General features: G+C 38.1%; 29 protein-coding genes. 15 read left to right on the top strand and 14 right to left on the bottom strand.

Going from position 1 to position 26686, the window contains the following annotated elements:
- Positions 1–103: 103 nt before the first annotated feature.
- The 3 genes from COD11_RS04840 to COD11_RS04830 all read left to right on the top strand — a co-directional run bounded on the left by COD11_RS04840 (position 104) and on the right by COD11_RS04830 (position 2933).
- The gene (locus COD11_RS04840) at positions 104–1648 is read left to right on the top strand and encodes a sodium:solute symporter family protein (protein ID WP_098795637.1); all 1545 of its coding nucleotides are present in this window, start codon (positions 104–106) and stop codon (positions 1646–1648) included.
- Positions 1649–1650: 2 nt separating this feature from the next.
- Entirely contained in the window at positions 1651–1881 is a 231-nt protein-coding gene (locus tag COD11_RS04835) for a hypothetical protein (RefSeq protein ID WP_098795636.1), read from the top strand.
- Between the two features lie 287 nt (positions 1882–2168).
- On the top strand, positions 2169–2933 hold the full coding sequence (locus tag COD11_RS04830; protein WP_098795635.1) for a tyrosine-protein phosphatase: 765 nt from the start codon (positions 2169–2171) through the stop codon (positions 2931–2933).
- Between the two features lie 235 nt (positions 2934–3168).
- Here COD11_RS04830 and COD11_RS04825 read toward each other — a convergent pair whose 3' ends face one another.
- The 4 genes from COD11_RS04825 to COD11_RS04810 form a co-directional block, all read right to left on the bottom strand.
- Entirely contained in the window at positions 3169–3954 is a 786-nt protein-coding gene (locus COD11_RS04825) for an SH3 domain-containing protein (protein ID WP_098795634.1), read from the bottom strand.
- 26 nt (positions 3955–3980) lie between these two features.
- On the bottom strand, positions 3981–4817 hold the full coding sequence (locus COD11_RS04820; protein ID WP_098795633.1) for a hypothetical protein: 837 nt from the start codon (positions 4815–4817) through the stop codon (positions 3981–3983).
- Between the two features lie 323 nt (positions 4818–5140).
- A complete protein-coding gene (locus tag COD11_RS04815) occupies positions 5141–5359 on the bottom strand; it encodes a DUF2922 domain-containing protein (RefSeq protein WP_098795632.1) in 219 nt (72 codons plus the stop codon).
- 33 nt (positions 5360–5392) lie between these two features.
- Positions 5393–5611 carry a DUF1659 domain-containing protein gene (locus COD11_RS04810; RefSeq protein ID WP_098795631.1) on the bottom strand — a complete coding sequence of 73 codons (219 nt, stop codon included), beginning with the start codon at positions 5609–5611 and terminating at the stop codon, positions 5393–5395.
- 110 nt (positions 5612–5721) lie between these two features.
- Here COD11_RS04810 and COD11_RS04805 point away from each other — a divergent pair, with 110 nt between their 5' ends.
- From COD11_RS04805 to COD11_RS04795, 3 genes are all read left to right on the top strand, one after another.
- Positions 5722–6066, top strand: a complete 345-nt coding sequence (locus COD11_RS04805) for a hypothetical protein (RefSeq protein WP_098795630.1) — start codon at positions 5722–5724, stop codon at positions 6064–6066.
- Positions 6063–7172, top strand: a complete 1110-nt coding sequence (locus COD11_RS04800) for a type I restriction enzyme HsdR N-terminal domain-containing protein (RefSeq protein WP_098795629.1) — start codon at positions 6063–6065, stop codon at positions 7170–7172. The genes COD11_RS04805 and COD11_RS04800 overlap by 4 nt, the downstream gene beginning before the upstream one ends.
- A gap of 103 nt (positions 7173–7275) precedes the next feature.
- Positions 7276–7794, top strand: a complete 519-nt coding sequence (locus COD11_RS04795) for a hypothetical protein (RefSeq protein ID WP_098795628.1) — start codon at positions 7276–7278, stop codon at positions 7792–7794.
- Positions 7795–7839: 45 nt separating this feature from the next.
- Here COD11_RS04795 and COD11_RS04790 read toward each other — a convergent pair whose 3' ends face one another.
- From COD11_RS04790 to COD11_RS04780, 3 genes are all read right to left on the bottom strand, one after another.
- Positions 7840–7983, bottom strand: a complete 144-nt coding sequence (locus COD11_RS04790; protein ID WP_098795627.1) for a YvrJ family protein — start codon at positions 7981–7983, stop codon at positions 7840–7842.
- Positions 7984–8060: 77 nt separating this feature from the next.
- Complete coding sequence (locus COD11_RS04785; RefSeq protein ID WP_098795626.1) at positions 8061–8279, bottom strand: DUF2922 domain-containing protein; 219 nt, start codon at positions 8277–8279, stop codon at positions 8061–8063.
- Positions 8280–8313: 34 nt separating this feature from the next.
- Complete coding sequence (locus COD11_RS04780; protein ID WP_098795625.1) at positions 8314–8532, bottom strand: DUF1659 domain-containing protein; 219 nt, start codon at positions 8530–8532, stop codon at positions 8314–8316.
- A gap of 169 nt (positions 8533–8701) precedes the next feature.
- Here COD11_RS04780 and COD11_RS04775 point away from each other — a divergent pair, with 169 nt between their 5' ends.
- The 3 genes from COD11_RS04775 to COD11_RS04765 all read left to right on the top strand — a co-directional run bounded on the left by COD11_RS04775 (position 8702) and on the right by COD11_RS04765 (position 13218).
- Positions 8702–9508 carry a helix-turn-helix domain-containing protein gene (locus tag COD11_RS04775; RefSeq protein ID WP_098795624.1) on the top strand — a complete coding sequence of 269 codons (807 nt, stop codon included), beginning with the start codon at positions 8702–8704 and terminating at the stop codon, positions 9506–9508.
- Between the two features lie 684 nt (positions 9509–10192).
- Positions 10193–12415 carry a sensor domain-containing protein gene (locus COD11_RS04770; RefSeq protein ID WP_098795623.1) on the top strand — a complete coding sequence of 741 codons (2223 nt, stop codon included), beginning with the start codon at positions 10193–10195 and terminating at the stop codon, positions 12413–12415.
- 233 nt (positions 12416–12648) lie between these two features.
- Positions 12649–13218, top strand: coding sequence for a transposase (locus COD11_RS04765; protein ID WP_098795622.1), 570 nt, complete (start codon positions 12649–12651; stop codon positions 13216–13218).
- Positions 13219–13412: 194 nt separating this feature from the next.
- On the opposite strand, the gene brnQ (COD11_RS04760) is transcribed toward COD11_RS04765, so the two are convergent.
- The gene (gene brnQ / locus COD11_RS04760; protein WP_098795621.1) at positions 13413–14756 is read right to left on the bottom strand and encodes a branched-chain amino acid transport system II carrier protein; all 1344 of its coding nucleotides are present in this window, start codon (positions 14754–14756) and stop codon (positions 13413–13415) included.
- Between the two features lie 271 nt (positions 14757–15027).
- Here brnQ (COD11_RS04760) and brnQ (COD11_RS04755) point away from each other — a divergent pair, with 271 nt between their 5' ends.
- Positions 15028–16332, top strand: coding sequence for a branched-chain amino acid transport system II carrier protein (brnQ, locus tag COD11_RS04755; RefSeq protein ID WP_176550977.1), 1305 nt, complete (start codon positions 15028–15030; stop codon positions 16330–16332).
- Between the two features lie 391 nt (positions 16333–16723).
- Here brnQ (COD11_RS04755) and COD11_RS04750 read toward each other — a convergent pair whose 3' ends face one another.
- Complete coding sequence (locus tag COD11_RS04750) at positions 16724–18553, bottom strand: SEC-C metal-binding domain-containing protein (RefSeq protein ID WP_098795620.1); 1830 nt, start codon at positions 18551–18553, stop codon at positions 16724–16726.
- Positions 18554–18789: 236 nt separating this feature from the next.
- Between COD11_RS04750 and COD11_RS04745 the strand changes: the two genes are divergently transcribed.
- From COD11_RS04745 to COD11_RS04735, 3 genes are all read left to right on the top strand, one after another.
- A complete protein-coding gene (locus COD11_RS04745) occupies positions 18790–19404 on the top strand; it encodes a 5-bromo-4-chloroindolyl phosphate hydrolysis family protein (RefSeq protein ID WP_098795619.1) in 615 nt (204 codons plus the stop codon).
- Between the two features lie 15 nt (positions 19405–19419).
- Entirely contained in the window at positions 19420–20556 is a 1137-nt protein-coding gene (locus tag COD11_RS04740; protein ID WP_098795618.1) for a toxic anion resistance protein, read from the top strand.
- 162 nt (positions 20557–20718) lie between these two features.
- The gene (locus COD11_RS04735; protein WP_098795617.1) at positions 20719–21807 is read left to right on the top strand and encodes a hypothetical protein; all 1089 of its coding nucleotides are present in this window, start codon (positions 20719–20721) and stop codon (positions 21805–21807) included.
- 73 nt (positions 21808–21880) lie between these two features.
- Here the strand turns inward: COD11_RS04735 and COD11_RS04730 are convergent, their stop codons facing one another.
- Entirely contained in the window at positions 21881–22429 is a 549-nt protein-coding gene (locus COD11_RS04730) for a BAR domain-containing protein (protein WP_098795616.1), read from the bottom strand.
- Between the two features lie 124 nt (positions 22430–22553).
- Here COD11_RS04730 and COD11_RS04725 point away from each other — a divergent pair, with 124 nt between their 5' ends.
- A complete protein-coding gene (locus COD11_RS04725) occupies positions 22554–23360 on the top strand; it encodes a histidinol-phosphatase (protein ID WP_098795615.1) in 807 nt (268 codons plus the stop codon).
- 549 nt (positions 23361–23909) lie between these two features.
- Here the strand turns inward: COD11_RS04725 and COD11_RS04720 are convergent.
- Together COD11_RS04720 and COD11_RS04715 are read right to left on the bottom strand one after the other, a co-directional pair.
- Positions 23910–24335: a hypothetical protein gene (locus COD11_RS04720; RefSeq protein ID WP_098795614.1), complete on the bottom strand. Its 426-nt coding sequence runs from the start codon at positions 24333–24335 to the stop codon at positions 23910–23912.
- A gap of 82 nt (positions 24336–24417) precedes the next feature.
- On the bottom strand, positions 24418–24603 hold the full coding sequence (locus COD11_RS04715) for a hypothetical protein (protein WP_098795613.1): 186 nt from the start codon (positions 24601–24603) through the stop codon (positions 24418–24420).
- Positions 24604–24740: 137 nt separating this feature from the next.
- On the opposite strand from COD11_RS04715, the gene COD11_RS04710 reads away from it, so the two are divergent.
- The gene (locus COD11_RS04710; protein WP_098795612.1) at positions 24741–25202 is read left to right on the top strand and encodes a nuclear transport factor 2 family protein; all 462 of its coding nucleotides are present in this window, start codon (positions 24741–24743) and stop codon (positions 25200–25202) included.
- Between the two features lie 27 nt (positions 25203–25229).
- Here the strand turns inward: COD11_RS04710 and COD11_RS04705 are convergent, their stop codons facing one another.
- Both COD11_RS04705 and tagU read right to left on the bottom strand, forming a co-directional pair.
- Positions 25230–25496, bottom strand: coding sequence for a hypothetical protein (locus tag COD11_RS04705; RefSeq protein ID WP_098795611.1), 267 nt, complete (start codon positions 25494–25496; stop codon positions 25230–25232).
- 99 nt (positions 25497–25595) lie between these two features.
- On the bottom strand, positions 25596–26543 hold the full coding sequence (tagU, locus tag COD11_RS04700) for a polyisoprenyl-teichoic acid--peptidoglycan teichoic acid transferase TagU (RefSeq protein ID WP_098795610.1): 948 nt from the start codon (positions 26541–26543) through the stop codon (positions 25596–25598).
- Between the last annotated feature and the right edge of the window lie 143 nt (positions 26544–26686).

Genomic DNA, 26686 nt, shown 5'->3' with positions numbered 1-26686 from the left:
AGTAATTAGAAAATTCACTATACTTAGACATGTTAGATTTAATCACATTTATTTTATCTGGGAGTAATTGCTTTGTTAGCTTTTATAAATAGGAGGTAGGTTCATGTTAACATCAACTACGGGATATATGATTTTACTTATTTTCGGTGTGTTTTTCACTGGTTTAACAATCATTATGCAGCGTCGTTCGAAGACAAAGATGACAGCTGAGGAATTTAGTACGGCTGGGCGAAGTGTGGGGATTGGGCTAGCGAGTGCATCGATCATTGCAGCTTGGACATGGGCAGCAACGTTGATGATGTCTTCATCAACAGGATTTCAGTATGGTATTAGTGGGCCGTACTGGTATGCGGCAGGGGCCTGTATTCAAGTATTATTATTTGCCATTGTTGCGATTCATTTAAAACGAAAGGCGCCTAAGGCACATACGTTTTTAGAGTTTATTGGGAAAAGATTTGATCAAAAAAATCATAAGCTAATGATGTTCTTTGCTCTTATGACAAATATTATTGTAACAGCGATGGTTATTTTAGGCGGCGCAATCGCTCTAAATTCATTAACAGGAATGAATGTTTATGTGGCGGCACTTCTCATTCCACTGACGTTTACGATTTATACGATGATTGGCGGCTTAAAAGCATCATTTATTGCAGATTATTTAAATACGGTCATGATTTTTGTTATTTTAACGATTTTTGCAACAGTTGTGTATATGAAATTTGGTGTAAATACAATTTATGATGGGTTGCGCGCTTTACCAGAATCACAACAAATGCTAACAATGGCTTCAGTACCAGGACTTCTTTTTGGAATGATTAATATTATTGGTAACTTTGGTACTGTGTTTGTGGATCAGTCGTATTGGCAACGAGCGATTGCGAGTAAAGATAGTGCAGCATCGAAAGCATATATCTACGGTGGGATTGCATGGTTTTCGATTCCGTTTGCGATTGCTACATTCTTAGGGGTAACGGCAGCGGGACTTGGGTTAAATATTACCGACCCGGATGCCTCTGCTCCTTTAATGGCAGCTGAGTTACTAGGTAGTGTGGGTTCTATTCTGTTTTTGGTGATGTTGTTCATGGCGGTTATGTCAACAGGTGCAGCAGAGCTAACAGCTATTACGAATATTATTGTAACGGATATTTATCGTAAATCCATTAATCCAAAAGCAAGTAGTAAGCAAACATTAAAGGTGTCACGTATTGTTACATTAAGTTTCGGCCTTGCAATGGGTATTCTGTCAGTTTTACTTTTTAATATTGGAATTGGTCTAGGTTTTGTTTACATGGCAATGGGTATTTTCGTCAGTGGTGCGGTTATTCCTTTAACAATTGGTCTCCTTTGGAAACGAGCAACGAACAATGGCTGTTTTTATGGGGCGTTAGCTGGAATGGTATCGGGAATTACTGTTTGGTTACTTTCTGCTAATATGCTATCCGGAGCAATTACAGTCGAATCACTAGGTCAACTACATGCGATGCTGTATGGAAATGTAACAGTGTTTGTGGTGAGTGGAGTTATTTCAATAGGTCATGCCTTAATTTCCAAGCAGGAATTTGATTTTGAAGCAATGAAGGATCAATTCAAGAGCTTTGATGAAGAAGAGAAGGAACTTCAGCTTGCAACAGAAAGAGAGGTTATCTAATCATGGAAGATAAGCAATTGATGAAAGATGCCAAGATGTGCACGCGTTGGGCCCTTTGGTTAACATTTATCCTGATCTTTGCTTTCCCAGGAATCATGTTTTTGACGGGCTATAATTATACGCTACAGTTTTTCAAAGGCTGGACGTATCTTGCTTTTGGCTGGTTAATTATAGCAGGGCTTTATATTTCGATTCGGCCGTGGGTGGAGGTTTATCTGGAAAGAAGACAGTGAGGGGGTGGGGATGGTGCCTGTGGGGATGGTGCCTGTCACTTCCCGAAGATTGTCGAATCATAGGTTGAGTAAAGAGAGGTGTTCACACACTTCTCTTTTTTGTTAGTTGAAGGTAAAGGATCATCACGGCCCTATTTTATTACTCTTTTGTAGATCAATCATACGACCGATACCAAATGATAGATATATATGTTGGCTTAATTTAGAATATAGACTTCTAGTATTAAGTATACGATAATAGTAATATTGAAATTTTGTATAGTCTTAATAGAAAGGTAGGGGGTTACATGATTGATATTCATAGCCACATTCTGGCAGGGATCGATGATGGTGCAAAGGATTTCGGAGATACATTGAATATGTTAAGGCATGCTGCTAATGAGGGTATTACGAAAATCATTGCAACACCACACCATAACAACGGAAAATACGTCAATAAGGCTTCGGATATTAAGGATAAAGTGATCGAGTTAAATGAACGGATTAAAGAACAAGATCTATCTATCGAGATTTTGCCTGGTCAAGAGACACGAATATACGGTGATCTTTTAGCGGATTATGAGAAGGGTGAGATTTTAACACTTAATTACTCAAAATACCTTTTTATTGAATTGCCTTCAAACCATGTGCCAAGATATACGAAGCAATTGCTATTTGATATTCAATTAGCTGGCCTTTTACCTATTATTGTCCACCCTGAACGGAATTCAGAGATTATTGAACATCCAAGTATTCTCTATAAATTAATTGAAAAAGGTGCAGCTACACAAGTAACTGCTTCTAGTGTTACCGGGCATTTTGGGAAGAAAATAAAGAAATTTTCACTACAGTTAATTGAAGCAGGTCAGGCTCATTTTATTGCATCTGACGCACATAATCTCTCAGGTCGAACGTTTCGTTTACGAGAAGCTTATGATGAAATTGAAAAGGAATTTGGTAGTGAGCTTACTTATATGTTCCAAGAAAATGCTCAGCTTGTCGTGGAAGGAAATACGATTTATAGGCAGCCTCCACTAGAAATTAAGAAGAAGAAGTTCTTAGGTATATTTTGATGAGTAGAAAAGGACCGTCATGTTCATGCGGTCCTTTTGTGTTTATTTCTTTGGATGGGGCTTGGTCATATGCGGAAAGTATAAGGTTCTAATCGACAAAATTCGGGTGGTGACAGGCACCACCCCGATCCACCTCGATCCATGGCCCCCCAACCGCATTCGACAAACTTCGGGAAGTGACAGGCACGCCCGAGCCACAGGCACCACCCCGAGCCACGCACAGGCACCAACCAACCTACTTCTTCACCACAATCCTCGAAGAAACCCAACCAACCTCTCCTGACTCTGCTTCAACCTTCAACCATCGTATCCCACTATCATCATATTCTTCCTCACCAAGGTAGGTAACAACCTCTCCGGTTGAGAAATTACCAACAATTTTTCCTTTTAGAGACGGTGTGGAGCGGATGTTTCCGCCTTCTTTGAAGTCCTTTGTTAAAACAAATTCAACTGGATTTATTTTAGCTGTGGCTTGGTTTACTCGACCAAGGATTTTGTTTTGTGTATTACTTAATTGAAATCCGAGCTCTTTTTCTACTTTTTCCGTTGAGACCCAGTTGTCAAAGCGATGCCATGTTTCTGAATACGACGCTGTTGGATTGTTAACGACTGCAAGAGGCAGTAAAATGGCCGACATGATGGCAAAAGTTCGTACGATTCGATTGGCTAGAATGCTGTTTCTCTTTCGTTTTCTTGAAAGGTCTTGTATCTTTGTTAGCCCTTTTATGAGCAGCGCAAAAACCTCTTCACTACCTTCAAGCCAAACCGGAATATGATAGTATCCATTTTTTCTTTGTTTTGCTAGATAGCGGTGAAATCCGAGCATCACCGGATAGGAGAGCAGCTCGACTCCCTTTGTTAAAAGAAGTGCCGTCCATTGAATAAGTTTCGGTGATAGTCGAATGATGATCGGTCGCGCAACAAGTATGACTAGAAAAACAGTAAGACCAATTCGCAGCCATATGGGCAAAAGAGCTAGAGGGACCCATAGCCAGAATACTTGATTAATAATCGATTCCACTTATATGACTCTCCTTTTGTGAATCTCTACCTCTCGACAGGAAAATACATGTTCATTTTCGTTAGCTGTCTTCTTGCTTCAACCTCATCTACAGTAGGATCTAACAGCATTGTTCTGACTTGTTCTTGGACTTCCATTCGAAATCTTTCTTCATTAGCAATCCGATTTTTAATAATGTCAGCAGCTGCTTCATTTTTCTCAGCAATAAGCAGGGCGTTAAAAAGATTACCAGATTTAATTTCATCCTGAATTTGGGATGCGATAAAACGGGCATCCTCAAGCTCGTATTCCTGCATATATCTTCGAAGCTCACGATCTTTGTCCACTTCTCTGAACATTTTATCGTGCTCCTGATCACTGCTGCTTTGCTTTACGAGAACATTGATGTCAGAAACAACAATGCCAACCTGCTTAAGTCCAGTCACCATTGATGAGTGCTCGTGAAGATCTTCAATATGCTTTTTCACACGTTTAATATCTTCAATTGAATAGTCAACAGTGATTTCTTCAAGCCAATATGGGAGCTTTTTCTTAATAAACGTAACAATCTCTCCAGCTCCTTGCTGCACGAGAGAAATAGGGTCAATAACCTTGTAATCTATCGATAAATCAATCTGAAAGCTACGGCCGCGGTCAAGTGACGGGTACTCACTTACATCTTTGAAGTTTTGGATGCTCATATCAACAATATAAACTTTCGTGTATTTACCTGCGCGTAAATCACTTCGAGAAAGGCGGTCTCCGTTCTTAACAACCTCATAGTTATGCTCAGCATTTTCATAAACAAATGCTTGATTCATAGAGGAAGCGGGCGGTTTTTCAAAAAAACTAAATTTAACGGGCTGTACTTCAATTAGATTCATAGTAACCTCCTGTGTTCATTGAAAGTTAGAAAAACTACCTTGAAAAGATGTATGATGCTTGTTCGAGAGTTATGACTTAAAGTTGTCCCTTAAACAGAATTAATATAGAAGTATTATACAGAAACGGAGGGGAAGTTCCAAGATGGTGCCTGTCACTTCCCGGTTTTTGTCGAATGAACCTCGAATAGTACACGCAAGAAGGGGAGCACAGTATGAGGGTGGTGCGGGAAGGGGGTTTTAGTGGTGCCTGGCACCACCCGAATTTTGTCGAAATGAAGAAGAGGCTGACAGAAACCCCCCTGTCAGCCCCAACCCCCATTCCATTATGAAAGCACAACGTCAGCAACGTTACGCTCCACAATCCTAGCTCCCTTCTTAGAAACAAAGTCCCCTCCAGTTGAGAAGAAAATGTTCGTAGAGACGATTGTGTCCATTACTGTATTCAAGGCAGCAGTATCAACAGGTTCAATTGGTGAATCGATGTTGATCTTAACTGTTTTTCCTTCTGTGTTTAAAAATTGAAGTTCTAAAGTTTTCGCCATGATGTCACCTCCCTTCCTAATAGTCTAGTGAAATTAAACTGTAAGCTGATGTGTGTCGCTACGCTCTACAAGTGTTAATGTTTCAGTTTGTAAGCTAGCGATTGCCTGTGCTACTTGAAGCAATTGGTCCGGTGTTGCAGCTGTTTTTACATTGTTGTAGCTTTTACGTTTAGTGATTGGCTTGCCGTTGATGTCCATCCCCATGTCGTAAATTAGGCTTAGGTTAGAATCTAAGATAACTTGATCTGCCATGCTGATCACCTCCTTTCACCCCTTATATATAGAAAAAGGAGACTTGGGTAGCGTCTGATTTGAAATTTTTTTATAATAAAGTAAATTTCCATAAAAAGGAGTACTAGTTCATGTTCCCTTCAGTCATTACGCAACGAGGTCAAGATTTTCATCTAATAAACACAAGCTTATCTCAATCACAAATAAAGCAATTACTCTTATCAAATCCATATGATATTTTCGCAGTAATAAACGAAAGTCATGACCAATCAGAGGAAGAAATGTTCACAACCTTTCTAGTGCTGCATTCAGCAGAATTTGATAATAGAGTCATACTTTACGATATTTCAAGACAAACACACACGACGATTACAACCGAGATCTTATTTCTCTCAAAAGGATATATAGAATTTATTGATGTGGGGATGGTTGATCGCCTTCCTGTGAAGTTGTACAAAAGGGAAGAAGCGAGATGAAGACCTATAAAAGTGGACGACAGAAGCTGTTATATGATCCTTGTAGACAAATTTTCCTGCAGTATACCCCTGAAGAAGAGGTTAGACAGCAGTTACTACAGGTTTTAATCGAAGAAATGAAGATACCTAGAGATTCGATAAGTACTGAATTTGCCCTCAAACAAATAGATCACACATCGAAGCAACGAGCGGATATTGTGGTTTGGCATAAAGATAGGGAAGGTAAAGAGCATGCCTTACTAGTATTAGAGTTAAAAGCTAAGCATATAGAATTAACAGATCATACACTGGAACAGGTAAAAGCCTATAATAAGGTCCTTCAAGCCAAATATATTGGCATTGCAAACGGTCAAAATATAGAACTATATGAAGTTCAAGGTAAGAAAACTATACCTCTAACGAAGGAACTTTATACATATTCAGAGCTAATCAAAGGAAAAGTGGAATATACCTCATTTCGTCCTTTGCGGCGGTTAACATATGACTTGACCACATATAATCGATATGTTCAATTTTTACTTGATGCTGGGTATATTGGTGAGGGGACGCAAGCTGATATGCACCCATTTCTCTCGGAGTTGCAAAATTATATTTTATGTGGAGATATTATGATTAGTGGGAAATATCAGTCACAAATAGAAGAAGACTTGTCCTACGGATATTTTTCATTCGGTAATGCAAGTGGAGGTGCTTTTCCCGGGTACTATCGTAGTTTTATCGTGAAAAATTTAAAGGGGAAACATGAAATCTATAGAATTGCCGTCTTTGGAACACCGGCTTTCGAGAATGATCCTGTCTATGGTAATCGCGCAGGAAATACGTATCTAGCTGTTGCAAGAGATAGATCTGGTGATTCATCAAATGTTTTGCAGCTTAATGTTGATCATGTTTTCCATAACGGAAGAAGAAATGGGTTTAAAAACAGTGAGGTAATTGCTCGTGTGGAAAAACACGCGCCTGATTTGATTGTTGATGGACAAGTTTATTTAGGTTCAATTCCAGGCAATCGAGCCATTACGAGTGGTGATGGCTCTGATTTTATTGAGAGGTTAATAGAGTATGCGTGTGTTCGAGCGAGTTTAACTAAAAAGAGAAAGCGGAAATAGGAGAGGGTTAATTTTCTAAAAAGCACTAATGCATTCACCTGTAATATGAAACTTTCACATAAAATAGTCGTCTAATCGAATAGAGAAAGGGGAGAAGGATGAAATGAAAATTCACAAATCATTACTCGCACTGGCTGTATTTATACCGTTATTATTATTCGGCTGTAGCAATGAGCCTACTACCGAAAGTAAGCCAAATGACAAAGATGTGGTAGCAAGTGAAAAGACATTGCCAGAAAATTTTCACGAAATTGCCTTTGTGAGAGAAACAGGACCAATGTTTGAATACATGGTGAAGAAATCTGTTAATTCATCAGAATTTGAACAAACATGGGAGTTGTATGGGTTTGAGAAAAAACTACCGAGTATTAACTTTAAAGAAAAAGATGTTTTTTTCATTGGGGTTCACGAATCGGGTAGTTGTCCTCACAAGATAGAAAATATTGAAGTAAGCTCTGACAACAAAACAATGACACTGCCATTGTCTGAACCAGAGGGGAATTGCACATCTGATGCAACACCTAGAACATTTGTCATTCAAGTAGATAAAGAAACTTCTGAAAAAATAGAGAATGTAGTGATTGCTGAAAGTGGTTATGAAACGAAAGTTCCTTTTGAATAAAAAGAAAAAGAGTGAGCTCATGCGTCACTCCTTAAATAGTCTTATTTAATTAACCTTCCCCAACTGCGAAGGCAGCATCTGGATTGACTGATTCAATGCATCAAGCTTGCTCTCAATCCTATTTAGTAAATACAGCGTAACAATAATAGGAAAGCCGACCTCGCTGATGAATGATATCCATTGCTCCATGTTTTGCACCTCACTTTCTGGTTCTTTTTTTATATAAAGGTAGGCTGACAAAAAACCATTGTCAGCCCAAAACCTTATTATGAAAGCACAACATCCTCTACGTTACGCTCTACAATTCTAGCTCCCTTTTTAGAAACAAAGTCCCCTCCAGTTGAGAAGAAAATGTTCGTAGAGACGATTGTGTCCATTACTGTGTTTAAAGCAACAGTATCAACAGGTTCAATAGGTGAATCAATGTTGATCTTAACTGTTTTTCCTTCTGTGTTTAAAAATTGAAGTTCTAACGTTTTGGCCATGATGTCACCTCCTTTCCTAATAATCTAGCGGAACTTAAACTGTAAGCTGGTGTGTGTCGCTTCGCTCAACAAGTGTTAAGGTTTCAGTTTGTAAGCTAGCGATTGCTTGTGCTACTTGAAGCAATTGGTCTGGTGTTGCAGAAGTTTTTACATTGTTGTAGCTTTTTCGTTTAGAGATTGGCTTGCCATTGATGTCCATCCCCATGTCGTAAATTAAGCTTAGGTTGCTATCTAAAATAACTTGATCTGCCATGCTGATCACCTCCTTTCGCCCTATATATAGAGAAAAACTGTCATTGGGTAGCGTCTGAATTTAATTTTTTTAAAAAAATTTTTTTAAATGAGACGCTACTCAATCACAAAAAATCCCTATATAAGCAGTGAAGATGACTTATTTTCTATTAAATAAGGAGTGACAAGCTGTGGAAAAGTTAAATTATGAGACAATCAGGAAGTACCAATCGTTCCAAACGATCGAGGAGATGGACCAGGCTGTGCGAGGTTTTTTATATAAGCATAAAAGTGAGTTATCAGAGGGAACACTTGAGGTTCTACGTGTGATATGGAGGCATTCGGTTAAGGTGATTGGGGTGTCATTTGCAAAGTATGACTATATTGCTGAAATGGTTGGTGTAAGTCGTCGGACGGTGATTCGCGCGGTGAATGCATTAGAGGGAAAGGGGATTGTTAAGAAAATCGCAACAAAACGAATGAATGGGTCACAGGGTGTTAACCTTCTCATCATACAATCCTTTGCTTCTGTCAGGTCATTGCAAGCGAAGATGTCACCCCATGATGTCACGGCACCTGTCACCCCTAATAAAACAGAGAATAAATTAAGTTCACTCTGTGAGAATAAAAATATAATACAAAAACAAGAGAAATCAGCTCAAGAAGAAATAGAAGAACTACCAGGCTCAATTCCTAAAGAATTTGTACAAGTTGTAAAACCTTACTTCAAAGCAATTGACATTTATAAGCTATGGAATTCAGTAATGGTTGCATACAATAAACTGAATTTTCATCAAGACATTGAGTCTCTTGTAGATCATGTCATTGAAGCCTTTAAACAAACACTATTTGCACAAAAGCTAGGAAAAATACATAAGAGTTTTGAAGGATATTTTTATACAATTCTTTATCAGCAATTTGTGGAAGAATCCAGGAGAGAGTATAGAGCTAGGGTTGGGATGTATGATTTTATTGAAGGTGAGATGAGGTTTAGTTAAACCTTACACGAATCATTTAATCCATATAACAGTTTGCTACAATCTGCAACAAATAACATCAAAAGTTTACAAGATTTACAATAAAATTACATAATATTCTGGAAAATTAACTTATAATATTGGAGGATATAGTAAATTTTGTAGGGAAATGGAAGGGGTAAATATGAGGGGAACGAAAAAACCCTAAGCATAAACTTTGGTCGGCGAGTGCTTAAGGCCTGATGTGAGCTGGATATCATTCCAACTATATTCGTATTATATCCAACTCTTTTGTAAATTTAAAGAATTAAATTTAATTAGAGGATGATGATATGGAGAGCATTCAAATGTTAAATGATTACATGATCCACGAGTATAAAATGGCATTTTACCTTATTACTCAGATAATGGTGAACTTTACAGGCAAAGCTCAGCATTGCCGCCCGTCTTGTTAATACATATGAATACAGGCATGAACGAATAACGGATACCACTCGCCAATCTTTTGTTGTAGAGGAAACGAATTTGTATATGGTTGATCCTAAAAAATTCAAAGATTAAGCATTAGGAGAGAGCACCTGTTTAGTGTAGGGGATTTGTCGTCTTTTGTCTAAATTGGTCAAAGTATATTGCTTTTGACCTATACAGGGACTGTCATCGCTATGTAAAATAGAAGTATTAGGTTAGACACTAGGGGAGTTTTTAATGAATATTTTTAAGCATAAATGGATGTCGTATATATCGTTAATAATTATCTGTAATATCTTAGTGGGAACTCTATACTTCTTTTTTCACCATGACAGTATGTTATATCACATTGTTTTTATTACATTGAATTTCTCAATGATTGCCTTACTTATCTATTTGCTTGCAACTGTAAATAAGACAACTAAGGATTTGCAGAAGAGCAATCAAAGGTTGAATAGTATTTTTGATTCATTGGATGTTGCGATTTGGTCTCATGATTTAAAAGAGGATAATCTTATGATTACTCCTGGAATGGAGAAGTTATATGGCTATTCCCTTGATGAGTTTTACCGAGATCAGCTTTTGTGGAAAAAAGTTATTTATCCAGAGGATTTACAGGTTATAGAACAGCGACAGGAAGAGTTAAAGGGTGGAAAGCCTGTAACAAACTTCTATCGGATCGTAAAGCCTGATGGTGAAGTAAGATGGATTCGAGATCGTGGGATTCCTGTGTTTGACGAAAAGGGGAACTTTGTTGACTTCACTAGCGTGTTATTTGATGTAACGGATAACAAGGAACGAGAAGAGCGTTATCGCGGATTAGTTGAGATGTCTCCTGATATTATTGCAGTCATTCGGAATTGGAAATTTGATTATATTAACGAGGCAGGTAGTAAATTATTGGGGGAAGAAAATCCTTGTGACTTAATTGGGAAATCGATTCTACGTTACATGCCAACAAAAAGTGTACTGGTGATTAAAGAGGCATTATCAGACATGATTTCCTCTGAACTTGAAAAAAAGCGCTTTGAAACTGAAATTGTTCGTTTTGATGGCAACACAATTGATATTGAGATTTCAGTCATGAATATCCTGTATGAAGGACGCGAAGCAAGGTTAATTGTTGGAAGAGATATCACTGAACGTAAAAAAGCACATGAGATCATCCATCAAATGGCCTATTATGATTCGCTAACAGGACTACCAAACCGAAACATGTTTAAAGATTATTTAAATGAATGTTTGAGTAAAGCGGACGACAACAACATGGTCGCTGTTTTATTTATAGATTTAGATCGTTTTAAGATCGTCAATGATACAAAAGGTCATTCCACTGGAGATCTTTTACTGCAGAAAGCGGCGAAACGATTGTTAGAGGCTGTTAGTGATCAAGGCATGGTTTCCCGACAAGGTGGCGATGAGTTTATCATTTTGTTGGAGTCCACTTCAAATAAGGAAATCGAAGAAGTTGCTGATCGAATTCTTCAGGTATTCTCTCAGCCGTTCGACCTTAATGGCGATGAGTTTTTTGTCACACCTAGTGTGGGGATTAGTCTATATCCAGTAGATGGAAAAGACCAGGAAACACTGATTAAGAATGCTGACACTGCGATGTACCTTGCGAAAGAGCGAGGGAAAAATAATTATCAGTACTATACCTCTTCTCTTCAAAATGTATCTACAAGAAAAATGGAGCTGGAAGTTGGATTAAGAAAGGCATTGGCAGAGGATCATTTTGAAGTGTACTATCAACCACAATACAAGCTGGATACACGAGAGGTTTGTGGTGTTGAAGCCTTGTTAAGGTGGAAGCACTCAAAGCTCGGAATGATTTCACCCGTTGAATTCATTTCGCTGGCAGAGGAAACTGGTCTCATTGTCCCGATAGGCAGATGGGTGCTTCGCAAAGTTTGTGAGCAGCATAAGCTATGGAAGGACGCTGGTCTGGGAGCTGTACCGGTTGCGGTTAACGTTTCAGTTAGACAAATACAGGACTTGGGATTTGTTGACGATGTTAAACAGGCACTGGAGGACTTTAAACTAGACCCTGCTGACCTAGAGCTGGAAATTACCGAGAGCATTATGCAAAATATAGAATTCTCAAGAATAGTGTTAAAGAAGTTGAAGGAGCTTGGAGTTAAGATTGCGATTGATGACTTTGGAAAAGGCTATTCTTCACTAAGCTACTTAAAGTATCTTCCGATTGATAAGATTAAAATTGATAAATCTTTTGTAGATGACATCCTAGATTCAGGCCTAAACGGCTCGATTGCCAAAGCAATCATCGAAATGAGCCACACCATGAACTTCTCAGTCATAGCAGAAGGGATAGAAGAAGAAAGGCAACTTATTTTTCTACTAGAAAACTCCTGTAAACTGGGGCAAGGCTATCTGTTAAGTCGACCATTGGACATGCATGGGGTCACTGAGGTGCTTACAGGGGTGCTTGGTAAAAAGTAAGTGCGGGGGGACGGGGGTTTTTGTGGTGCCTGTCACTTCCCGCAATTTGTCGAACGAAACCACTTGATCTCTGTTAGTAAGTAGAATACTCTTGTTCTGGAAAAAGAAAATAAATATTGGAGGTAGATATATGATTCTATTAAAGTGTGCTTTAAAGTGGGCAAACAAATCTAGGGTAGATGGCACGCACATAAAGCTTGCATCCAAAGCAGAGTCCTCGGAGTGACACGATAATGGGCAGAAAACCTCGAGTCTCGATCCCCTATTGCTTCTATCATATTGTATGCCGCGGAAACCGCAGAGATCCTCTTTTTATGCATGATGGCGATTTTGCAACTTTTCTTTATCTCCTCAAAAAGCTCCATGAAAAATACCATTTTGAAATAGCTTCTTATTGCTTAATGACAAACCACTACCACTTGCAACTCAGATCACAATACCATTCTCTATCATCCATAATGGCGTTGATAAACAAAAAATATGCGGATTACTATAACAATCGGCATAATCTTACTGGGCATGTCTATGAAAAACGATTTTTTGATGAGGTCATTCTTTCGAAGAAGGGGATGCTAGAAGTAAGTCGGTATATACATCTTAACCCAGTGGTGGCGGGTATGGTGGAGAAGCCGGAAGAATATCCATGGAGTAGTTATCAGTACTTTGTGGATACAGAACATGACAAGCGGAATCTTCCGTTTTTTGATCCAGTAATACTGTTGAACGAATTTCCTGGTACATTAGAGGAACAAAAGGAACAGTATCAGATGTATCACCTTGTAGAAACAATTAGTAATAAGTAGCAGGATGTTAAAAAGAGTAGTCTACCTGCTATTATAAAAAGTTTAGTAAGTTTTTTACCTATTTAACATTGACAAAAAAAGTAGCTATCTTACCTGATTAGAGGTTTGGTAGCTACTTTTTCTATTTCTACAAATGTGACAGTCAAGTGTATCCTGTCGACAAAATGCGGGAAGTGACAGGCACCACACAAACCCTACAAACTAGGTTCAGGTCTTGATTCTCCTAAACTAGCATCTTTTGCACCGGAACCTCCAGCTCGTCCACTGATTAAGATTCCAATAACAACTCCAACAACTGCAGGCAAAATCCAGCCTACACCTTTGTCGTAAAGAGGTACGTAGCTCAATACAGAATCTAATGACCTGCCTAGGAAAGTGCTGTTAATCGTTTCTATTACGCTGAAGGCAGCTGTGAACAGTGTTGCCACCAAGTAAACTTGGTTATGAATCCAATCCTGACATAAACCTAAAACAATCAGCACAACCGCTACAGGGTAGATCGCCCCTAAAATCGGAACGGAGATTGAAAGGATTTGCGTTAATCCCATGTTCGCTAATAGTAGACTTATAACCGTTAAAACAACCGCCCACTTCGCATAAGAAAGTTTTGGGAAAATCGTAGAGAAATACTGACTACAAGAAATAACAAGTCCGATACAAACGCATAAGCAAGCTAGTGTAAACAACAAACCGAGCATCACGATGCCCACTCCACCAAACAATTGATTCATAACAATCGTTAACACTTGCGCACCATTTTCTGCTTCACCATGTGATGTGCTTGATGCCCCAAAGAACGCGAGAATTCCATAGATAGAAGCTAGTAAAACGCCGGCTACAATCCCAGCATAGCCCATGTACTTTGATACTAATTTCGAGTCTGCTACACCTTTTGTGCGAATGGTGTTTGCCACAACAATCCCAAACACCAACGCCGCAAGGGCATCCATTGTTAAATATCCGTCCATAAAGCCTTGGAAGAATCCGTTCTGAGCATAAGCACCAGTTGCTTCAGAAAATGAACCAATAGGTGTAATTAAGCTTTTTACAAAAATGATCAAAATCATGATTAGTAATAGTGGCGTTAACAGCTTACCGAATCGGTCCACTAATTTTGAAGGATTTAAGCTCAACCATAATGTAATCGCAAAAAAGACGATTGTGTAGAAGAATAAAACCATCGGTTGGCTTACTCCTTCAGCTGGTAAGAACGGCTTTAATCCCATTTCGTAGGCAGTGGAACCTGCACGAGGAATCGCTAGTCCTGGACCTATTGATACATAAATTAAAAATGGAAAAAGAAACGCGAAAACAGGATGTACCCTGTTTACTAATGTATCAAGGCTACCAGCTTTTGCAACAGCTAAAACCCCGAGAATCGGAAGTCCAACTGCAGTTAAGATAAATCCAGCAAGTGAAAGCCAAACATCTTCTCCAGCTGATCTACCTAAAAATGCCGGGAAAATTAAGTTTCCGGCTCCGAAGAACATAGAAAATAACATAAAACTAATAAGAATAAGTTCTTTTTTCTTAAGCATATGATAATGACTCCTTAAAAGATAATAGGCAGAATTATAACAAGGAGCGAACATAAAATCTAGTAAACTCTAAAAAGTGCAACTTTTAAAATTATTGTTTATATTCTGATTAAAAAGATATCTTGAGATAGAAAAAATTGCATGTTTGAAATTTTTATAAAATTTATTTTTTTCCTACAACATCGACAATATTTTATGTTAAACTATCTTTTGTGCTTTTTTTCGACAAACATTCATATATTGATATAACTTATTCATGCAGGAGGATATTATGGTAAAAAAATTATCCGGTAAGGAAACAATTGTTATCGGCTTAATGTTATTTGCTCTGTTTTTAGGTGCAGGTAATATGATTTTTCCACCCGCCATGGGCCAGCAGGCTGGTGAGCATGTTTGGGCAGCAACTCTAGGGTTTCTTATAACAGGTGTTGGACTTTGCTTCTTAGGTATATTAGCTATTGCTTTGTCTGGCAGTGACATTCAAACAATTGGAAACAAAGTTCATCCAAAGTTCGGTCTGATTTTTCCGATTATTTTGTATTTAACAATTGGACCATTTTTTGGAATTCCACGAACAGCAACGGTTGCTTTTGAAATTGGAGTGACTCCGTTCCTGCCTGTTGACCTTGCAGCTCAAGGATTTCCACTTTTCATTTATACAATATTGTTTTTCGCGATAACTTTTTGGCTGTCGTTAAATCCAAGCAAATTAGTTGATCGTATTGGGAAAATGTTGACTCCGGCTCTATTGATCATTTTGGTGATCTTAACGGCAAAAGCTTTGTTGAGTCCAATGGGATCACTTCAAGCACCACAGAATGATTATATAGAAGGTGCGTTTTTCAAAGGATTTCTAGAAGGTTACTTAACAATGGACACGCTAAGTGCACTTGTTTTTGGCATTGTCATTGTTTCGGCGATAAAAGAAAGAGGTATCTCAGAACGAGTAGAAGTGATGAAGGTTTGTATCAAGGCTGGGTTAATCGCATGTTTAGGGTTAATTTTTGTCTATGTATCTCTTTCGTTTATCGGAGCCACAAGTGTTTCTCAGATTGGCTACCTGGACAACGGCGGGGCCATTCTCTCTGCAACAGCAAGCGTTTTGTTTGGTTCGTTGGGGAAAGGAATCTTAGCACTAGCAATCACGTTTGCCTGTTTAACAACAAGTGTGGGACTAGTATCAGCTTGTGGAAATTACCTATCAAAAGTAGTTCCGAGATTTTCGTACAAACAGGTAATCTTCGTTTTATCTGTTTTTAGTACATGCATTGCTAACTTTGGATTATCACAGCTTATTTCTGTTTCAGTTCCATTGTTAGTTGCGCTCTATCCGTTAGCGATTGTGCTTATTATTTTATCGTTTGTAGACTATGCAGTTGGGATCAAATCGAGAGTCTATGTTTTCAGCTTAATTGCTACAGCAGTTTTCAGTATAATTGACGGGTTAACTGCGGCAAGTATCGCGATTCCAGGGATGAGCCTTTTAGTAGACTACGTTCCGCTCTTTGAGATCGGACTGGGATGGTTGGTACCAGCAGTTATTGGTGCGTTAATTGGTGGAGTTATAAGAAAATAGACTTAAAAAGTAGTAATCAACCTTACAAATTAGGGAAGATTACTACTTTTTTAATTGTAATAACGTCAAATTCATGTGACATATTTAAAATTTAGCTTTTTTAAGGGTATTACTTTGAAGTAGGTAACTTTTAAACAGTTTTTCCCTCTGTATTACGTATGATAATAAACAGACTAGTTTTAGGTATTACCCCTTTTATCTTTGATTATTGGTGTTTTATCTTCGATTTTAATAGGTTTATCTCCGATTCTACAAAATTCAACAAAATTCAGCTGAAATATCCATTTAAGTTTAGATTCTGGGTTCACAGTGCTTGCCTCAAGCCAAAAGTAGGTTGCAACCAACAAAAAGCAGCTACTAATTTTATAATTAGTAGCTGCTTATATAGAATTTAAACCAACTCCAACAACGGCTCTTCCGCGTCCTTCGCAATCTTATTAACAACCTTAGAAAGTCCTTTAACACCTTTTTCTTTCTCAATCCATTTAGCCAGTGCTTTTGTTGTGCTGGCAAAGTCCTTAACAACAGTCTTGGTTAGTGGTTTGTAGAGGTTCGGGAAATCTGCCAGGAATACGTTGTGCCAGAATGTTTCGTCGCATTCTTCCCAGCTTGAAACAGGGTGTTCTAGGAAGATTTCTCTTAGATCAAATAAGCAGTTTCGATATTTTCTTAGAGTAAGATCTGATTTACCTTCTGTTTTTTCCTTGAAGAATGTCACGAAATCTCCAGCAAAGAAATTATCAACCGTTGCTGGTGTGAAACCCAACAGTTCATAGTTCGGGATATCTTCTTCTTTTACGATTGATTTTTTCTTAGCTAAAGGTGAATCGATTTTCTCGATTGAAGATGCTCGACTTTTTCCACCCGTAACAAACGGTGATAGAGGAAGGCACAATTCTCTACGTACTGAATTAAAGTCTGGTGTAACAGCGATATCCTTAAACTCATAATGAGCTTGAACATATAAGCTGTATTCTCTTTGCTGCAAGTATGCCTCAACCTCGTCCTTGCGTCCTGCTTTAACCAACTCATTAATTGATTGACCATTAAACAATGGAAGAGATTTATCTAAATCAAAACGAAGATCATGCTTTGCATAGAAAGCAAAGTACTGTGGCGTATCTTCATTCATCGAAGAAATGGTGTTGATGATTTCAACCTGGAAAGGAACGGTTTGTGTATGTGTTTCCTCGTTCACAAATGAAACAGCACCAACGCGCTCCATCATACCTTTGAATTCTTCCGCTCTTGCTTCATCTAATGTAACAAATGTAAGCTGATTTCCTTCAATTCGGATCGAGCCGTATACCGAACCCATGCGGATTGGGCCAGAAATTTCGCTATCTGAGTATTGGTGCCAGTTTTCCACCCAGTTACAAAGCTTTTGAGCTGGCTCCCATTTATCCATTACGAAAATTCCCTCGTTTTGAAAGAAAGAATCAACAGCTTCGAAATCTTCAATTGTATAGTAGGAATTGTATTGATGAATTTCTTTTGTCCCTAATTCACGTTCTTCACCCTTAGCAATTGCCGCTAAGATCTCTGGGAAGTAATCGATCAGAATTTGCTCATGATTCAGTGCTTTTTCCTTCTGAAGCTCGTCCACTTTTTTCACAGCATAGTGGAAATTTTGCGGACTTTCGAATTTTCTTACGCCATTAAAATAGAATAACTGATCAAAAGGCTCTAATAAACCAATTGTTCCGTACCATGGTGCAACGCTTGGCAGGTTTTCCTGCGTACGTGCTACCGCCAATTGCTCATGTGTAAAAGCATCTTCGAAAAGAACGGTTTTCTCACCTTGATCGATCGCTTGTACAAGCCTTGGCTTAAGAGATGACCAAGTGTTCGCCATTTCGCGCTCATCTTCTGAAAGGCGAGATCCATTTTCCTGTAAAAACCACTCAATTCCACGTACACCATTTTCAAAACGGGTAAAAAAGATCAGCCAAAAATCGAAGAACTGTTTTTCTGCTTGCTCGTTCAGTGTGTGATCTGTTCTTCTTTTAAATTCCGTATGTAATTGGTATTGTTTACTTAAAGGAAGCTTCTTAGAAACAAAGTCCTTCACCTTTACAACAAGTGCATGCTTTTGCTGATAAAAGCGTTCTTCCTTTACAACATGAAGCTGAATTACATTTTCTTTCTTCATGCAGCACTTTTTATATTTTTTTCCGCTTCCACAAGAACACGGATCATTACGTCTTAATTCCAATTTCATCACCTATCATTCTTTTCTAAATGTATATTCTGCGGTTGTCCTAGTAACAATCTTAACCTAAAATCATGATTCTTTCTACCTTCTGCGACGTTCGTATGTATACCAAGTGTGATTTTAGTGGAAAGATGAGATGTGATCAAGTCTTGAACAAAAAACTTTTAATAGAACAATGAAACTTTCAAGTCGGGAGATACGTACTAAATAGTAGGAATGATAAACTATAGGAGACGATTAACATGAATACATTTGTCAATTTTTTCATACAGTCCACCTCAGCGTTTGTATCAACGGGTACAATCTGGATGGTCAGCTTTTTTCCACTGGACCAAACGTACCTTATGTCGAGTGCCTATGCGTTGGGGGGAGGGGCCATTGCCTTTGCCGGAACAAAAGCACTAACAACTCAACGCTTTTTAAAACAAAACCAACTTTCAAGAAAAGAGTACAAATATATTCATCATCATTTAAAGGAAGCAGATAAAAAAATAAAACGTCTTCGCAAAACATTTTTTACGATCCGATCAGTTTCTTCCATTAAACAAAATATCGAACTGTATCGTGTTGTGAATCGTATTTATTCGATTACAAAAAAAGAGCCGAAGCGTTTTTACCTAGCCGAGCAGTTTTACTATTCTCACTTAGACTCGCTCGTTGAGTTAAGCGAAAAATATGCATTCTTAGTTTCACAGCCGAAAAAGAACCGTGAATTATCTCACTCTCTAGATGAAACGCGTGACACGATTTCCAAGCTTTCAGAAAAACTGGAGAAGGATTTACACGATGTTTTGTCTAAAGATATATCTCAGTTGAACTTCGAACTAGATGTTGCAAAACTTTCAATTAAAAAATAGTAGGAGGCCATCCCAATGAAAAGCGAATTAGATCAGCTGCTTGCCAATCCATTTGGCGAAGAAGAGCTACAAATAAATGAAGTAAAAACAGAGCAAGGAGAACCAAAGCAGGTGAAGCTTATTGACGTTTTACCTGAAGAAAACCGCCAAAAGGCAATTCAGCTTGCTGAGCAAATTGATCCAAAAAACCAACAAGCGATTTCATTATATGGATCACAGGCACAATCAAAGCTATTAAACTTTTCACACTCGATGTTGGATCATGTTCAGAAAAAAGACACCGGTGAAATTGGCGAAATTATCGGTGACTTAATGAAGAAATTAGAGCAAGTAAGCCCTGATGCTCTAAAACCAGAAAAACGTGGACTGATTTCTAAGGTGTTTGGAAAACTATCAAACTCCGTCCAGGAAGTATTAACAAAATACCAAAAAACAGGTGTGCAAATCGATCGCATTAGTGTGAAACTGGATCATGCAAAAACGGGTTTGTTAAAGGACATCACGGTTCTTGAGCAGCTTTACGAACAAAACAAAGAATACTTTCATGCGCTGAACGTCTACATCGCAGCGGGCGAATTAAAAATAGAAGAGCTCGAAACAAAACTAATCCCAGAACTGAAGAAAAAAGCAGAAGCCACACAAGACCAAATGGCGTTTCAAGAGGTAAACGACCTCATGCAATTTGCCGACAGATTAGAAAAACGTACACATGACCTTGTGTTAAGCAGACAAATCACGATGCAAAGCGCCCCGCAAATTCGCTTAATTCAAAGTGCAAACCAAGCGTTGGTTGAAAAAATTCAATCATCCATTACAACGGCTATACCGTTGTGGAAAAACCAAGTGGCCATTGCCTTAACTCTACTGCGCCAAAAAGATGCAGTAGAAGCACAAAAGCTTGTGTCTAAAACAACAAATGACCTGCTTCTGAAAAATGCTGAGATGCTGAAAGTGAACACAATTGAAACAGCGAAAGAAAACGAACGAGGACTAGTAGATGTGGATACATTGAAGAAAGTTCAAGACCACTTAGTCTCTACACTAGAAGAAACACTTCGTATCCAAGCGGAAGGGCGTGCGAAGCGTCTGCAGGCAGAGCAGGATCTTGCGATGATGGAGACGGATTTGAAGAAGAAGCTGGCGGGGATGTAAGGTTGTTTATAAACAGATAGGGCTGGCCTAACCAAGCCCTATTTTTTTAGGTGCATAACAAGCAGATAAAAAGCAATAGATTCGTATAGAAATCTCGTAATTTCACATGTGAACACTCTCCGGGGAGTGTATCCTCAAATGAACAAGTGAGGTGAATAAAGAATGGAAATGTTTTCTAAGGATCACCGATTTTTTTCGAATAAACTCCCAAATTGGGCAGTTGGTGCTCATGTAACGCTTATTTTATTTTTACTGCTTTTAGGTCTAGGGATTACCTACCTTGCGTTTACAGTAGCGTTGGGAAGCAGTCTTGGCTCTTTTCTCTTATTATTGTTTGCCGCTCTAATTATTTTATTTTTAGCTCTATTTGGATATAAAAATTTAAGAAAATACCTGGATTATGCAATAAAAGTAGAACTTCGTGATGATGGCTATTATTATAGTTTTCATAATAAAAAAACAAGAAAAACAGAGGAAATCCTATTACCTTATCAAAAAATCGATTATGTTCTTATTGGAAAAAGCTATATTTTATTGCCGAAGAATGAACAAACTTTAGATGGAATTAAACCAAGATTGAAAAAGGTCGCGCAAGCAAAATTATATATTAAAGGAAGCAGTACCTTAGAAAAGGAAGAAGTATTAACGTTTAAAATTGGCCATAACGAAATGTTTGATGAATGGGTTCGTGTTTTTAGAGAAAATCAGGTGCCTCTTTATCATACTGAATTATCATTAAATAAGACTCCAAATACATCAGAGGCCATTGCGGGAATTCCTAAGCAAGAATATGAAGGCACATTATCGTTTACCATAGGCGATATTATTAGTGATTTTGCTAAAGATGATGTGTATTTAACAGAAGAAATTAAAATGAGATTGGAGAAAAGCAGGAAAAGGAGACATTCCTACAGTGTTTTTATAGCTCTCGTTCAAATACCAATGGTTAGTCTGTGGTTTCCACACTTTCCAATTGAAGATGGATTTTTTAGTTCAATTGACATGCTTCCATGGTTATTAACACTAATAGCATTATTCATTGTAAACGCAGGGAATCGTAAATGGTATAAACCGCTATTGGATGGATTTTTAGTGGTTCTGGCTATAAACATTGGAACATTACTTTCAACAAATCAAACAGAAGAATTCAGTGAAGCTGTTTTAAGTTACAACTTAATGGTCACCATCTTCTTTTTGGCGGGCAGTTACCTATATATGTTTAGTAGGTGGTTGTGGGGGAAGTTTAGATAGGTTTGTGGTGCCTGTCACTCCTCGAAATTTGTCGAACAAAAAGCCCTGTGTCACTACCAAACACAGGGCTTTTCTAATTCCGCACAATCGACAGTGCTTTCTCCAAGATTTCTGACTTTCGCAATTCTTTCTGCTCCATGTATTTATCTTTGAACTCTTCAGCCTCAGCCAAGTTATAGCCGTTTGAGACGAGCTCCTTAGACATCTCTTCATAAAGCACCTTAAACGCAGCTTCTGTTTCATCCTCAATCTTTTGACCTTCATCGGCGTATTTTTTATAAAGGTCTTTAAGGGAACCACCGCCAGCTTCCGAAAACTCCTGGTAATCATTTTTTGCTTTATTGAACAAAGCATCAATTTTCTCATTTGTTTTTGCTTCCAAGTCCTCGAATTTCTGCTGATAAGTAGCTTTAATTTCTCCAACAGAGCTAACCTCAACATGACCAATTTTTGTAGGATTAAAAACAGTCTGGCCAGGAACCTCTAATTCCTTCACAATTTGCCTTTGCTGTGTGTGACTCGTTGGTGACTCCTTTTCATCAATCAATACATATTTGCTACCAAGATAGATAATAACCAAAAGAATAAATGCGAAAATCGTAACCCTTCTCATATCAATCATCATCAAAGCCTCCTTCCATTTCTCCATCTTGGTCACTTTTCAAAACTTATAAACACATCATGGATAAAATTAACAGGATACGCTAAGATAACGAGAGAGGGGTAAAAAAGAGGAGGCTGGAAGCATGAAATTTGATTTACATACACATCATGAGCGCTGCGGACACGCGCTTGGAACGATTGAAGATTATGTGAAGCAGGCGATTGATTATGGCTTGAATTATATTGGGATTTCTGATCACACTCCGTATTTTCACAGTGACGAGGATCAGCTGTACCCAGGTATTGCAATGGCGAAAAGTGATCTTGTCAATTATGTAGAGGAAGTTCTTCATTTAAAAGAAAAATATCAAGATAAAATTCATGTGCTACTAGGGATGGAAAGTGATTTTTTTCCGGATCATTTCAACATTTATCGTGAACAGCTCCTTAAGCATCCGTTTGATTACATAATCGGTTCCATTCACTATGTACACGATGTGAATATTTTTAAGAAAAGTCGCTGGGAAGGGTTAACGTCAAAGGAGCAGATTGAGGTAAAGGATGAGTATTACCGACTCATTCAGCTGTCAGCCAAAAGCGGCTTCTTTCAGGTATTAGGTCATATTGACGCGATGAAAGGCTATTATCCTGAGTTTTCTGCGATTGAAACAAATATGATTGATTCAACTTTAGAAGTCATTGGTCAAGAAGATGTCGCAATCGAAATCAATACGTCGGGCAAAACAAAGTATTGTGGTGGCTGGTATCCGTCTGATGAAATTTTAGAAAGAGCCCTACATTATAATGTGAAAGTAACATTCGGCTCTGATGCACACAAGCCTGAGAGAATTTGCGATGAATTTGAGCTTGTTCAAAAAAGACTGAAAGAAATTGGCTTTAAAGAGTGGGCTTATTTTGTGGAGAAAAAGCGATTTTTAACAAGCTTATAATAATTATCCATTTGTGTATCATTTTTCAGTGAAAAGGAGCTAAAAGCATACGTGAAAAAGGGATGCGAATGCTTTTGGGTGGATGGGCAGGATTAAACCATTCGGAAGATCCAAAAAAAGGGAAAAGTGAGTTCTTAAGTGGATAATATTGTAAAAAATGTCCGTTTGTGAATCGTTTTTGAGTGAAAAGGAGCTAAAAACATACGCAAAAAAGGAATGCGTATGCTTTTACGTGGATGGGCAGGACTAAACCATTCGGAAGATCCAAAAAAAAGGGAAAAGTGAGTTCTTAAGTGGATAATATTGTAAAAAATGTCCATTTGTGTATCATTTTTCAGTGAAAAGGAGCTAAAAGCATACGCAAAAAAGGAATGCGTATGCTTTTGCATGAGTGGGCAGGACTATTCCATTCGAAAGATCCAAAAAGGGAAAAATGATCTTAAAAGTGAGTTTAAGCGTAAATGTTATTATAGGATGTTAATCGTAGGAACTGCCCTACATACAAAAAATGACCATCAAAAATTGTGCAGTTGATGGCCATTTTCGAATTTATAGTGTCAAATCACGTTTCTTTTTATCTTTACTAAAAAACCTCTTCACAATCAAAAACACCGCAGCAATGGCAGCATACACGAGGAACAACGCAATATAGCCCCATAAACCAACAACCGCATCTATAAATTCCATATTTCCCCGACTTGTAATAGCCTGCTGAATTTCAATGGCGAAGACAAGCACGAACATAAAGGTTAATGTATAAATAAACGCAACAAGATGCAGGCCGAATGGAAGCTTTGCCAGCCATTTTGTGAAAAGATAAACAACGGCAAACGTGCCAATCCCAATAAAGCCCATAATCCAAAAATGCATATCTTTATCTGTCATTTGAAGTCCGAGCATATCGTTAATCAAAACAATTAATATGTCATGAATGGAATTAACAATGTCAACGAGAAATAAAATAGCATCCTTCATTCCGTCACACTACTTCCTTAAAAAATTCAAATCCGTCTTATACTATGTTAGATCCGGATGAAAATTGCAATAAGCCTCGTACCTATTTTTTAAATTCCCGTTGCAATTCTTTTTCAATCTCATCATTGGGAACAACTTCTTTTTTATCGGCGCCAAGGTGTTTTATGATCAAATTTAATTGATAGTTTATTTTTGAGAGTCTGTATATGACATATAGCACAATAAGGATACAAACAATGGTCAGGAAGTCTCCAAACGTTAACTCCATCGGTTTTCCCCCTTTTAAATCAGTTCACCACCCATAATACCATAATTATCCATAAAAATCCCTCCATCCAAAGACATAAAGAATATCTCACCAACCCTCATCATACTCTGTATTAGACAGGCAGAGAGGTGTCCAAAATGCGCAGACGTTCATCAAGCAAGCTGCCGATTATGTTGATCGGTCTTGTGGTAGTGGTAGGTGGGTTTTTCTTAGTTCGCTTGATTTCAGGCTTTGGAGCGAATGATCCTGAAGATGTTGTGAAGGCTTTTTATGAGTATGAGCAAGAGGGTGACTTTGGTAGTGCGTGGGAGCTTTTTCATCCGAGCATGCAGGCGCGGTTTACGAAAAACAGCTATGTGACGGAACGTTCGCATATTTATATGAGCCATTATGGGGTGACGACTTTTTCATATGATGTAGACGGGGAAGAAGAGGTCGAGAATTTTAAAATGGCTAAGGATGCTGAGACGTTTCCAACTGCTTTCAAGATGACGGTGAGTCAAACGTTTAAAAGTAAATTCGGGACGTTTACGGTGAAGCAGGATGTGTATGCCGTTTTACATGAGGAAGTGTGGAAAGTCGTGTGGGAGTATAAATAAAAAAAGTCCTTCGGGTGAAGGACTTTTTTAATAACCGCTAAAACCATTCAGGACAAAGAAAATACCGACAGCAAACAGCAGAATCACGAGAATGATTAAGATGATCGAGATAATTAAAATAATCCAGCCTGCCACTTTACGTCCAGTCTTAATTAAATAAATACCAAGCACGATCGGCCCGAAGATAAATCCTAAAATCCCCCAAAGCCAAGGGTTGCGGTTATGCTTTGGTGCATCGATTGCTAAGTAAATCGCGATTGCTATAGAAAGTATAAATCCAAATGAAAATTCCATTTTTAAATTCCCCCTTTACATACTATATCCTTAAAGAATATGGAATTAAACCAAAATTATGCATGGCAAAAGGCAGCCCGTTAAAAGGCTGACCTTTCGTTAGTTTGTACTTGCTGTATTACTTGAGATCTCAAGATGATCCTTTAGTTGCTGAGATAAAGCCAGGCGTTCTTCTTCAGGGACGATATAATAATATACGCCATTAATTTTATCGCCTGATCCCTTCACCTGATATTGAGTTAGGTTTTTGCTTGCTGCTTTATAATTTGCTTGGATGTCCCACATTTGATCGAAAGTTAAGTTGGTTGTGACATTATTACGGACAACATTGAACATGTCTCCGAATTTTGTGATGGACGTGATATTCGCTCCTTTTTTCATAACACCTTCGATTACCTGTCTTTGTCGATCTTGACGACCAAAGTCTCCGCGAGGATCTTCATAGCGCATACGTGTATAAGCTAATGCTTTTTCTCCGCTTAAAGTTATTGTTCCTTTAGGGAAATCAAAGCCATCGTATGAAAAATCTAATGTGTTGTTAACCTCAACACCGCCCACAGCATCAACAGTATCCTTAAAGCTTTCCATGTTAATTTTAACGAAATAATCTACAGGAACATCAAGGAAGTTCTCAACCGTATTTAGTGCCATTTCTGTACCACCAAACGCATAAGCGTGGTTAATTTTATCTTGAGTACCTTTACCGATAATTTCCGTTCTAGTATCACGTGGAATGCTGACCATTTGAGTTGAATTTGTATTTGGGTTAACGGTCATTAAAATTAAAGAGTCAGATCGGCCTCTATCTCCTTCTCGTTCATCAACACCCATTAGTAGGATTGAGATTGGATCTTTTTCAGTGAAGACAACTTCTTCCGTTCTTTTTTTAGATACTTTTCGATCTATGTCTTCATGGATGCTTGCAACAGTATCGGCAGCTGATTGGAAAATATAGTAGGCATAGCCTCCAATGCTAATTGCTAATAAGCCAATGATGCTAAGTGAAATCCAAAGCCATTTTCGTTTCTTTTTCTTTGTTTCACGCATATCTATGTTCATCCTTTTTATTTTAAAATTTAATACTAACGAAATTATATGGCTGATTAAGGATTTAGACAATCTTTTTTTGTCAAAAATTGTTTCCAATTACCTAGATTTTTGGAAGTTCTTTGTAGAAATCTATCAAATTG

This window comes from Bacillus sp. AFS040349 (assembly GCF_002577655.1).
In the GTDB taxonomy this organism is placed as follows: domain Bacteria; phylum Bacillota; class Bacilli; order Bacillales; family Bacillaceae; genus Metabacillus.
The sequence above is the reverse complement of the archived record's forward strand: the minus strand, read 5'-3'. Positions and strand labels throughout refer to the sequence as shown.